We start from the raw sequence: 9,936 nt of genomic DNA on the forward strand, positions 1-9,936 counted from the left end.
ATCGACGGCGTGCTGATGACCGCGGGCGCGATCTACATCGTGTTCTTCAGCACCAGCTTCATCGGACAGTTCGAGGGCTTTTTGACGACCCTCGGCGTGCCGATCTCCGCCTGGTGCGGCGTCATCCTCGCCGACCTCGCGCTGCGTCGTCGCGGATACGACGAGCATGATCTGTTCAGCACCCGAGGCCGCTACGGCGATATCCGGATCCTGCCGATCGCGACCACCGTCATCGGCACCGTGCTCGGCTGGGGCCTGGTGACCAACTCCTCCGCGGGTTGGCTCAACTGGCAGGGCTACCTGCTCTCCGCGTTCGGGCTCGGCGGCAAGTCAGGTTCCTGGGCGTTCGCCAACCTCGGCGTGCTCGCCGCGCTCGCACTCGGTTTTGTGGTCACACTGGCCCTGTCCCGCGACCGGATCCGCGAGCAGGAAGGACAGCCCGTGAGCAGTGCACTGATCCCAGGCGAGGAGGTCGTCCAGGCGTGAATCAGCAGTCAGACGGCGTCCTCGCGGTCATCGACATGCAGCGCGTGTTCGCTGAGTCGGACAGCCCGTGGTTCGTTCCGCGCTACCCGCGGGCGGTCGCCGGGATTCGCAGGCTTCTGCCACTGTTCGGAGACCGAGTCGTGTTCACGAGGTTCATCGCCCCGGATGAGCCGGTGGGTGCGTGGCGCCAGTACTACGAGCAGTGGCCGTTCGCCCTCCAGCCCCCGGATTCGCGTATCTGGGAGCTGACAGACGGGTTCGCCGACATCGACGCGTACACGCTCGACGCGACGACCTTCGGCAAGTGGACACCCGAGCTGGCCGAGCGCGTCGGCCCCGGCGGACGACTGGTGTTGGCCGGGGTCAGCACGGACTGTTGCGTGCTCTCGACCGCGTTGGCCGCCGCGGACGCGGGCGTTCAGGTGACCGTGGTGGCCGACGCGTGTGCGGGCGTGGATGACTCCACACATCGTCGAGCACTCGAAGTGATGAAGTTGTACGCGCCGCTGATCGACGTACTCGATGCGGATCGACCGCTGGCAGGCGATTCGGGATGACCGAGATCAGACTCAAGCACCAGACGATCAGTGAGGCACTGGCCAAGGAGATCCGCGACGGGATACGACCGCCGGGGGAGCGGCTGCCCGGCGAGCACGCCCTGGCCCGGGAGTTCGGCGTCAGCCGCACCACGATGCGCGCGGCGCTGGCCGAGCTCAGCGACGCCGGTCTGATCGCCACCCGCACCGGGAAGGGCTCGTTCGTGCTCTTCGACGGCCGCCGCCTGAACAACCCGCTCGGCTGGGCGCGCGCCCTGGCCGACCAGGGCGTCGAGACCGTCGTGCGCACCCTCTTCGTGCGCGAGGTGCACGACGAGGACCTGGCCCGGAGCCTCGGGATCGAGACCACGCGCTTCATACTCGTCGAGCGGACCCGCGAGCTGGCCGCGAGCGGCACGATCGTCTCGTACGAGCGCAGCCGGCTGCCATCGCTGCCCGTCATTCGAGGGCTGACGAACCGCGGCCCGGCCGAGCTCTCGCTGACCGCGATCATGCGTGATGCCGGACTCGAGCCGCACCACGGCGAGCAGCGCCTGCGCGGACGGCGGATCGACGCCGAAGAGGCCCGCGTCCTGCGCCGCGAGCCCGGTGACTGGTTCCTGGAGACCAGCCGCACCAGCCGGGCGGCCGACGAGAGCTTCGTCGAGCACGTCGTGAGCCTCCTCGACCCCGAGCATTTCCAGCTCTCCGTCGAATTCAGTTGACCGCCGCCGACTCGGATACGCACTCGGATACGCACGATCGAACCCTGAAAGTCCCCATGAGAACCGAAGAACTGCACGGCCGCGCTTCCGGGGCCCTCTACGGCCTCGCCCTCGGCGATGCCCTCGGCATGCCGACCCAGATGCTGCCGCGCGAGCAGATCGTCGCTCGCTACGGCCGAGTGCTCACCGGCTTCCATTCCGCTCCCGCCGACCACCCGCTGGCCGCGGGAATGCCGGCCGGATCGGTCACCGACGACACCGAGCAGGCCCTCCTGCTGGCCCGGCTGCTCGTCGACGGAGCGGGCAGGATCGACGCGGCCGAACTCGCGCGACGACTCGCGGCCTGGGAACAGGACATGCGCGCCCGAGGCTCGCTCGACCTGCTCGGCCCGTCCACCAAGGCGGCCGTCGAGCGGGTCCTCGCGGGTGCGCCGCTCGACGAGGTCGGCCGGCAGGGCACCACGAACGGCGCCGCGATGCGCATCGCCCCGGTCGGCGTCGCCGTGCCCTCCGTGGATCTCGACACCCTGGTGGACCGAGTCGTCGAAGCCAGCGAGCTGACACACAACACCGGGGTCGCGCTCGCCGGCGCGGCGGCGGTGGCGGCCGCGGTGAGCGCGGGTATCGACGGCGCGACCGTCCCCGAGGCCGTGGAGTTCGCGGTCGCGGCGGCGCGCGTGGCCGTTCGCCGCGGCTTCTGGGTGGCCGCCGCGGACGTGGCCGAACGCATCCTCTGGGCGACCGAGCTGGTTCGCGGTGCGTCCGAGGATCAGGCCTGCGACCGCGTCGGTCTCCTGGTCGGCACGAGCCTGGCCACGCAGGAGTCCGTACCCGCCGCCTTCGCGCTGCTGTCCACCCGCCAGGACGACCCGTGGCACGCGACGCTGCTCGCCGCCTCCGTCGGCGGGGACTGCGACACCATCGCGGCCATCACCGGCGCCATCGCAGGAGCCTGTCACGGGGTGGACGCGTTCCCCGCCGATGCCCGTGCGACCGTGGCCCACGTGAACCGCCTCGACCTCGACACCCTCGCCGACGAGCTGCTCGTGCTGCGGAAAACGCCATGAGCGAGCGTGCGAGCGGCCGTCTTCTGCACACCGGCAACGCGGTCGTCGACGTCGTCCTCGAGGTCCCCGGCCTCCCCGAACGCGGCGGCGACGTGCTCGCCACGGGCACGTCGACCACGGCGGGCGGCGGCTTCAACGTGATGGCCGCCGCCGCGCGCCAGGGCATCGAAGTCGCGTACGCCGGTGCGCACGGCACCGGCCCCTTCGCCGACCAGGCCCGGGCCGCCCTGCGCGCGGAAGGTATCAAGATCCTGCTGCAGCCGTGTGCCGACCTGGACACCGGCTTCGTGATCAGCCTGATCGATGCGGAAGGCGAGCGGACCTTCGTCACCAGTCCGGGAGCCGAGGCCGCGCTCGGCCCGGATGATCTCGACGCACTCGCGCCGGCCCCGGACGACGTCGTCTACATCTCCGGCTACAGCCTGATGTACCCGGCGAACCGCGCCGCGCTCAGCGCATGGCTGCCCGGGATCGACGCGGCCGCCACCGTCGTCGTCGATCCCGGTCCGCTCGCCGACCAGATCCCAACGCCGACGCTGGAGCTCATGCTCGCGCGGGCCGACTGGTGGAGCTGCAACCGGCGTGAGGCCACGATGCTGACGGGCCTGAACGACCCCGACGACGCCGCGCGCGCCCTGGCGAGGCGGGTCGTGCGGGGATCCGCCCTGGTCCGTACCGGTGCCGACGGCTGTCTTCTGATCCAGGACGGCGCGCTGCACGTGCTGCCCGGATACGCCGTCGCCGCCGTCGACCTCAACGGAGCGGGCGACGCGCACACCGGCACGTTCATCGCGGCCCTGATACACGGCCTCGACCCGCTGACAGCCGCCCGCCACGCGAACGCGGCCGCCGCGCTCGCGACCACCGTCCGCGGACCGGCCACCGCCCCCGACGCCCGCTCGCTCCGCGAATTCCTCCGCACGAGAGAACCCGACGGCTCCAAATGAAGCCGGCTCTTGATCAGTTCCAGAACTGATCCACGATGTCCAGGTCCTCGACGCACTCGTCGAGGTCGGTGATCTTCTCGCCCACGATCCGGAACATGATGCCGCCCATCGCGTCCAGGTGCCGACCCTTTCGCTCCGCGGTGACCCGGTGCACGGACATCACGTGGCCACGGCCGTCGGTGAAGAGATGCTGCACGTCGACGCGCATGGTTCCCGCGGTCTCGCTGCCGAGTTGCCGGTAGTACTCCAGGACCGCGTTCAGGCCCTTGTAGTCGCCCGAGAGACTGCTGTTGCCGGGCACGTGGTGCGTGCAGTCCCCGGTCATCAGCCCGGACAAGGTCTCCATGTCCCCGCTCGAGAAGGCGTCGTAACCCCTGCGGACAAGCGCTGCGTGCGCGTGTTCGGCCATGAGAATCACCCATTTCGTTAGATTCATCACTTTTTTCAGGATGTCACTGAAGCGCCCTCCCGGCCACCGGTGGCATGGGTCAGCCCGGTGGTACGATCGCCGCGCCGCCGTGACCTCGCATCCTCCGTCGAGCGTTCGGCGATGGGAACGGAGCGGGAATCGTGCAGTTGCAAGGTTTCTTCGGGGCCGCCGCCGGGGTCGCCGGTACGTTGATCGGCCTGGTGTTCGTCGCGCTGTCCGTTTCCAGGGAGCGGCTGGCCGAGGAGGAGGAGACGCAGGTACACCGGGTGCGCGGTGCCGCCGCGTTCATCGCGCTCCTCAATGCCCTGACCGTGTCGTTGACGGCGCTGATCTCGGGGGACGAGGAGGGCTGGTGGGCGCTGTCGATCGCGGTGGTCGGATTCGTCTTCGTATTGGCCTCCGGCCTCGCGCTCGTGCTCGACAATGGGGTGCGTTGGGCGGACCTGCCGCATCTGCTGTTCTTGTTCGTGCTCGCCGTGGTCTTCGTCGCACAGTTCGTCGCGGGCCTGCGGCTGGTGTCCCACGGCGTCGATGAGTCCCTGCAGACCACGTTCGCCGTGCTCGTCATGGTCAGCTTCATCGTCGGGATCTCGCGGGCCTGGGAGCTGGTCGGAGGCCCGACGATCAGTCCGTCCCGCCAGATCGTCGCGATGCTGCGGCCCTTGGCGAAGCTCTTCCGTTCGCCCTAGCCGGGGATGTCAGGGGACGAGGACGATCTTGCCCCTGGTGTGGCGCTGTTCCAGCTCGCGGAACGCCTCGCGGACGTCGTCCAGACGGTAGCTGCCCGCGATGGGGATCTCCAGCTTCCCGTCGGCGATCAGCGCGGCGAGTTCCCGCAGCACGTCGGCGTTCGCCGCGGCGCTGTTGCCTTCCGTCTTCGTGCCGTGTTTCGCCGCCGCGGCGAAGTCGATGATCGTGTCGATCCGATCGCCGGGCACACCGAGGGATACCGCCAACTCGACGTATCCGTCGCCGAACGTGTCGATGAAGGCGTCCGGGGTCCCGCCTGCCGCGGCACGGATTCGATCGGCGACGCCTTCGCCGTACGCGACCGGAACGGCGCCGTGTGCCGCGAGCCATTCGTGGTTCGCAGCGCTCGCCAAGGCGATGACCGAGGCGCCGCTGTCGACCGCGAGCTGCACGGCGATCGAGCCCACCCCGCCCGCGGCGCCGGAGACGACCACGCTCTGCCCACGCGTGAGCCCGACGGCGCGTACCGCTGCGTAGGCCGTGGTCCCGGCGACGAACAACGCTCCGGCCTGCTCCCAAGGGACCGCGGCGGGTCGGGGAGTGAGGTTGCCGGCTTCGACGAGCACGTACTCGGCGTGGCTGGCCCTTTCGTCGCTGAAGCCGATCACCTCGTTTCCGACCGAGAAGCCGGTGACGCCCTCGCCGAGCTCCTCGACGATTCCGGCCAGGTCGCTCCCCTCGCCGGAGGGGAACGTCGCCGGAAACCTGTCGTGCATCAGACCCCGCCGGATCGCCGCCTCACCGGGATTGATCCCGGCGGCCACCATCCTGACGAGCACCCGACCCGGGCCGGGCGACGGTCGTTCGACCTCGACCACCTGGAGAACGTCGATTCCGCCGTACTCCGTGAAACGCACTGCCTTGGGCATCGTGACACCTCTACGCACCGTGGGTTGAACGCCGCTGCCTGCTTCTGCCATCCTGCCGCGTCCGGCGGCAAGACGTCACGTCGAGTGGCCTGAACGCGTGATCGTCCCGGATCCGGCACGTTCGCCTGCCCGCCGCATTCATCGTCCTCATCGATGAGTCGGATCAGTATCTTCTGTTGGACGGACCAATCCCGGTCGGCGAGACTACGAGGGGATCGTCGCCGAGAGAGGCAGGCCAATGGAATACCGCATGTTGGGTGGCACCGGAACCGTGGTGTCCGCGCAGTGCCTGGGCACCATGACGTTCGGCAGCGAGAGCAGCGAGGAGGTCTCCCATGCCCAGCTCGACCTGTTCGTCGAGCGCGGGGGCAACTTCATCGACACCGCGGACGTCTACTCGCGGGGCGTGTCCGAGGAGATCATCGGGCGCTGGCTGGCGAATCGGCGCGGAGTACGGGATCAGCTCGTCATCGCGACGAAGGGCCGCTTCCCGATGGGAGACGGGCCCAATGACGCCGGGCTGACCCGCACGCACCTGTCCCGGGCCTTGGACGCGAGCCTTCAGCGGCTCGGCGTCGAGACCGTCGATCTGTACCAGGCGCACGCATGGGATCCGCTGACCCCGATCGAGGAGACGCTGGCGTTCTTCGACGACGCCGTGCGCGCGGGCAAGATCCGCTACTTCGGAGTCAGCAACTTCCTCGGCTGGCAGTTGCAGAAGGCGGTGCTGCTCGCGCGGCACGGCGGGCGTCCGCCGATCGTGACCTTGCAGCCCCAGTACAACCTGCTGGTACGTGACCTCGAATTCGAACTGGCCGACGTGTGCCGCGACGAGAACATCGGCATCCTGCCGTGGTCGCCGCTCGCGGGCGGTTGGCTGACCGGCAAGTACGTGCGCGATCAGCCGCCGACCGGCGCGACCCGGCTCGGCGAGGACCCGCAGCGCGGCATGGAGGCATACGTCCCGCGCAACGCGCAGGAGCGCACGTGGCAGGTCATCGACGCCGTACGGCAGGTCGCCGAGGCCCGCGGCGTGTCCATGTCGCAGGTCGCGCTGGCCTGGGTCGCGGACCGGCCCATGGTCAGTGCCGTGATCCTCGGCGCACGCACCGTCGAGCAGCTCGACGACAACCTCGGCGCGGCCGGGCTGCACCTGTCGGAGAAGGAGACGGCCCTGCTCACGCAGGCCAGTGCGTCGATCGTGTCCGACTATCCGTACGGCGCGCCGGGCGTCGCGCAGCGCGCGCGGACCCTGAGCTGAGAGCTTGATCTAAGAGCTGGACCTAACTTGACCTGAGAGGCGTCTGCTTGGAGATCGCGCGCTTTCGGTTCCGCCGCAGGTGCGTCCGGACCGCACGCTGCAGAACGGGGCCGAGCTCGTCGAGGACTCCGGCGAGGTCGGCGAGTTGTCCGAGGGCCGCGAAGGCGTGTTCGGAGCCCTCCGGGTCCACGCCTTCGTAGAGTTCGAGTCCGACGAAGCCCGCGGCGATGGCCTTGGCCAGGCCGGGAGCGTCGATGAACTCGGCGATCGGCGAGTCGGCGAGGAGGCGCGCGAGGACGTGCTCGACCTCCTCGGTCCACAGGGACATTCCCGCGGCAGTGGCCGGGGCGAGCCGGGGCTGGGTCTGTGCGCCGGCGAGGAGCTGGCCGAGGACGTTGAGGTGGCCGGCTTCCTTCTCCTCGGCGTGGAGTTCCCGGGCCAGGCCGAGCAGCTCGCTCAGATCCTCGACCTGGGCCAGGCGCGCGCGGTATTGGGCCACGCGTTGTTCGGCGCCGTGCCTGCATGCCGCGGCGAGCAGTTCGTCGACGCTGCCGAAGTGGTAGAAGACCAGGGCCTGATTCACTCCGGCCGCGGTGGCGATGGTGCGGGCCGAGGTGCCGGCGATGCCGTGCTCGGTCAGGGCCTGCAGGGTTCCGTTGAGCAGCTTCGTCTTCGTGTCGGTCATGCCCGCGCCTGTTCGCGCACCGGGCGCAGACGCGACGGCACGCCGTGTTCGGCGACGTCGAGGTACTCGGCGGTGAACGATCCCTCGTAGCCGAACAACGGGCCGAAGCGCCGGTTGACGACTTCGACTTCGATGCGGAAGTGGTCCATGTCCTGATCGTAGGACTCGCGCACGCGCGCATCCGCGGCGAAGATGTCGGGGACGTTGACGTCGACCGGGCCTTCCCGGAACCGGTGCGCGGTCGAGCGGATGACGAGGGCTCCTTCCTGGTCGGCGGTCAGCTCCAGGTCTGTCGCAAGGTGCTGATGCGTGCCCAGGTAGTCGACGATGCAGCCGCGTTCGGGACTGTAGATCATCGTGGCATCGAAGCGGGCGGGTCGGGCGCGCGGGAAGGTGAAGGTACGCGCGAAGGTCACGGTCTCCCGGCCGAACGAGTCCTCATACGGGAAGTTCTCGATCACGAACGGCACGTCGCGGCCGGAGCGCGGCAGCAGGATGTGCCGCGTCGCGCCGAGCGCGAGGAACGGCCGTACCCAGCCGCCTGCCCGATGCCAGACGCGGTCCATCACCCCGCGTCCCACGCAGGCCGTGCCGCTGCTCAGCCCGACCGAGAAACGGCGTTGCAGCGCGGGGTGCAGGCGGTCGAACTCGTCGCCCATCGCGCGTTGGAAGATCGAAGTCATGTCAGGGGTACCAATCGCTCGAGCAGCCCGGGTGCGGTGGCATGTGCGGGACGGCGGCGCAGACAACGCCGTGCGGCAGGCGTCGCGGCCGGCGGAGGCAGCAGCACCATTGCCGCGGCGACGAGCAGCGTGACGGGGGACAGGGTGACGGGGGACAGCGCTGTGGCAGACGGGGTGAGCATCGCGGCGGCGCTGACGGCCGCGGCGCGGATCGCGACGTTGGCCAAGGCGTAGAGCAGCGAGCGTTCGGGCGTCGTGCCCCGCTCGAGCCACAGCCGCAAACGGTCGAAGGACCACGCCGTCGCCCAGCCCATCAGCGGCCTGAACAGCACCCGGTCGGCCAGCCTGCCGAACCGGCCCCAGCGCGGCCGGTAGTCGTATCCGGTCAGGAACCTGATGCCGTCGTCCGTGGGCACGTAGCGCCAGTAGCCGCTGCCCTCCGCCAGCAGCGAGAGCGGATGAGGCGAGGCGAAGCGCAGCGCCGAGGTCCTGCTCCCGTCCGATCGGCGCCGTTCCCCCGCGCACACTCCGGTGCCGGAGAGCATGAAGCCGAGCACGCGCACGCCGTACCGGAACCGCTGCGGCCCGCGGTCTCCGCCGTCCGCACCGTGCCCGCCGTCCGCGGAGTCCAGATATTCGATTTGTGTGAACCGCAGGTCCCAACGCTGATGCCGCGCAGGATCCTGCGTCGCCGCCCACAATTCTTCGATGTCGGCGCGTATCCGTGCCTCGACGTACAACGGCGTCGCCATAGTCCGCCCTCCCGCCCCATTTTGAGCGTTCGCTCAAACAGAGGATGGCACGGTTTGAGCAAACGCTCAAGTGGCGTTCTCGGCAGGATGGGACGCCTACTGAAGTCCGTCCGCGATGGGGCCGTGGTAGTCGAGTTGGATCTCGTCGTCGCCGACACGCAGTGTCAGGCGGTCCTCGAAGGAGACGTCCGGCAGTGGACGATTCCGGTCCGGTGTCTGCCGCAGCAGCTTGGTGACCTCGCGCTGGGCGTATCGGCGGGCTCCGTCGAAAAGGCTCATGGCGCCGATGTGGTCGGCGTGATGGTGGTTGTATATGGCGTGGGTGACGGGCGCCGTGGTCACGCTCGAGATGGCACGCAGGATGATGTGGCCGATTGTCGGCGGCGCGTCCACGACGACGACTCCGTCCGACGTAATCAGGAAAATGCTCTGGTACAAGCCGTCGGTCACCCAGAAGACCCGGTCGGCGATCTCCTCGACCAGGTAACCGGATGCCGGGATAACCGGCCCCTTCGCCCCGGGAGGCACCGGCGCTGTCTGGGCTGGGCTTGACGTGCTCGCTGCGTGCAGGGCGGCAGCGGATGCCTGGTGCGGCACGGCGGGGATGGCAGCGGCCGCGCCGGCCGCGACCATGAGCTTGCGACGAGTTATGTCGCGGGCACCCGTCGTGGGCTGGGATGCGAAGGGAGACAACTGATCCGAGGACATCTGAGCACTGCGTTGGGATTGGTTGTGGCGCCGTTTA

The 9,936-nt window shown here is 69.4% G+C and carries 12 protein-coding genes and 1 pseudogene; 7 read left to right on the plus strand and 6 right to left on the minus strand.

What is annotated here, in order from left to right; genetic code table 11:
- The 5 genes and pseudogenes from VG296_RS08480 to VG296_RS08500 form a co-directional block, all read left to right on the plus strand.
- Positions 1-486, plus strand: a pseudogene (locus tag VG296_RS08480) (allantoin permease); the annotation flags it as partial.
- Positions 483-1,043, plus strand: a complete 561-nt coding sequence (locus VG296_RS08485) for a cysteine hydrolase (protein WP_325564855.1) — start codon at positions 483-485, stop codon at positions 1,041-1,043. The pseudogene VG296_RS08480 and the gene VG296_RS08485, both read left to right, overlap by 4 nt.
- A complete protein-coding gene (locus VG296_RS08490) occupies positions 1,040-1,747 on the plus strand; it encodes a GntR family transcriptional regulator (protein WP_325564857.1) in 708 nt (235 codons plus the stop codon). Before VG296_RS08485 ends, VG296_RS08490 begins: the two co-directional genes overlap by 4 nt.
- Positions 1,748-1,803: 56 nt before the next feature.
- Positions 1,804-2,814, plus strand: a complete 1,011-nt coding sequence (locus VG296_RS08495) for an ADP-ribosylglycohydrolase family protein (RefSeq protein ID WP_325564859.1) — start codon at positions 1,804-1,806, stop codon at positions 2,812-2,814.
- A complete protein-coding gene (locus tag VG296_RS08500) occupies positions 2,811-3,761 on the plus strand; it encodes a PfkB family carbohydrate kinase (RefSeq protein WP_325564860.1) in 951 nt (316 codons plus the stop codon). Before VG296_RS08495 ends, VG296_RS08500 begins: the two co-directional genes overlap by 4 nt.
- 13 nt (positions 3,762-3,774) lie before the next feature.
- On the opposite strand, the gene VG296_RS08505 is transcribed toward VG296_RS08500, so the two are convergent.
- A complete protein-coding gene (locus VG296_RS08505; RefSeq protein WP_325564862.1) occupies positions 3,775-4,170 on the minus strand; it encodes a nuclear transport factor 2 family protein in 396 nt (131 codons plus the stop codon).
- Positions 4,171-4,331: 161 nt separating this feature from the next.
- Between VG296_RS08505 and VG296_RS08510 the strand changes: the two genes are divergently transcribed.
- The gene (locus tag VG296_RS08510; RefSeq protein ID WP_325564864.1) at positions 4,332-4,880 is read left to right on the plus strand and encodes a hypothetical protein; all 549 of its coding nucleotides are present in this window, start codon (positions 4,332-4,334) and stop codon (positions 4,878-4,880) included.
- 9 nt (positions 4,881-4,889) lie between these two features.
- Here the strand turns inward: VG296_RS08510 and VG296_RS08515 are convergent, their stop codons facing one another.
- Positions 4,890-5,810: an NADP-dependent oxidoreductase gene (locus VG296_RS08515; protein WP_325564866.1), complete on the minus strand. Its 921-nt coding sequence runs from the start codon at positions 5,808-5,810 to the stop codon at positions 4,890-4,892.
- A 238-nt stretch (positions 5,811-6,048) separates the two neighbouring features.
- Between VG296_RS08515 and VG296_RS08520 the strand changes: the two genes are divergently transcribed.
- Positions 6,049-7,071 (plus strand): aldo/keto reductase, encoded by a 1,023-nt coding sequence (locus tag VG296_RS08520; protein WP_349259494.1) that lies wholly within the window; start codon positions 6,049-6,051, stop codon positions 7,069-7,071.
- A 22-nt stretch (positions 7,072-7,093) separates the two neighbouring features.
- Here the strand turns inward: VG296_RS08520 and VG296_RS08525 are convergent, their stop codons facing one another.
- The 4 genes from VG296_RS08525 to VG296_RS08540 form a co-directional block, all read right to left on the minus strand.
- Positions 7,094-7,756, minus strand: coding sequence for a TetR/AcrR family transcriptional regulator (locus tag VG296_RS08525; protein WP_325564869.1), 663 nt, complete (start codon positions 7,754-7,756; stop codon positions 7,094-7,096).
- On the minus strand, positions 7,753-8,439 hold the full coding sequence (locus VG296_RS08530; protein ID WP_325564870.1) for a DUF4166 domain-containing protein: 687 nt from the start codon (positions 8,437-8,439) through the stop codon (positions 7,753-7,755). The genes VG296_RS08525 and VG296_RS08530 overlap by 4 nt, the downstream gene beginning before the upstream one ends.
- On the minus strand, positions 8,436-9,191 hold the full coding sequence (locus tag VG296_RS08535; RefSeq protein ID WP_325564872.1) for an SRPBCC family protein: 756 nt from the start codon (positions 9,189-9,191) through the stop codon (positions 8,436-8,438). The genes VG296_RS08530 and VG296_RS08535 overlap by 4 nt, the downstream gene beginning before the upstream one ends.
- Before the next feature lie 96 nt (positions 9,192-9,287).
- Positions 9,288-9,936, minus strand: a 649-nt coding sequence (locus VG296_RS08540; protein WP_325564874.1) for an MBL fold metallo-hydrolase, incomplete at its 5' end; no start/stop codon positions are given.

This window comes from Actinospica sp., assembly GCF_035552695.1.
GTDB lineage: Bacteria > Actinomycetota > Actinomycetes > Streptomycetales > Catenulisporaceae > Actinospica.

Bases quoted from the DNA above. Each gene is read 5' to 3' on its own strand.
- VG296_RS08490 (WP_325564857.1), top strand. From the start codon at position 1,040: ATGACCGAGATCAGACTCAAGCACCAGACGATCAGTGAGGCACTGGCC.
- VG296_RS08495 (WP_325564859.1), top strand. From the start codon at position 1,804: ATGAGAACCGAAGAACTGCACGGCCGCGCTTCCGGGGCCCTCTACGGC.
- VG296_RS08500 (WP_325564860.1), top strand. From the start codon at position 2,811: ATGAGCGAGCGTGCGAGCGGCCGTCTTCTGCACACCGGCAACGCGGTC.
- VG296_RS08505 (WP_325564862.1), bottom strand. From the start codon at position 4,170: ATGGCCGAACACGCGCACGCAGCGCTTGTCCGCAGGGGTTACGACGCC.
- VG296_RS08515 (WP_325564866.1), bottom strand. From the start codon at position 5,810: ATGCCCAAGGCAGTGCGTTTCACGGAGTACGGCGGAATCGACGTTCTC.
- VG296_RS08520 (WP_349259494.1), top strand. From the start codon at position 6,049: ATGGAATACCGCATGTTGGGTGGCACCGGAACCGTGGTGTCCGCGCAG.
- VG296_RS08525 (WP_325564869.1), bottom strand. From the start codon at position 7,756: ATGACCGACACGAAGACGAAGCTGCTCAACGGAACCCTGCAGGCCCTG.
- VG296_RS08530 (WP_325564870.1), bottom strand. From the start codon at position 8,439: ATGACTTCGATCTTCCAACGCGCGATGGGCGACGAGTTCGACCGCCTG.
- VG296_RS08535 (WP_325564872.1), bottom strand. From the start codon at position 9,191: ATGGCGACGCCGTTGTACGTCGAGGCACGGATACGCGCCGACATCGAA.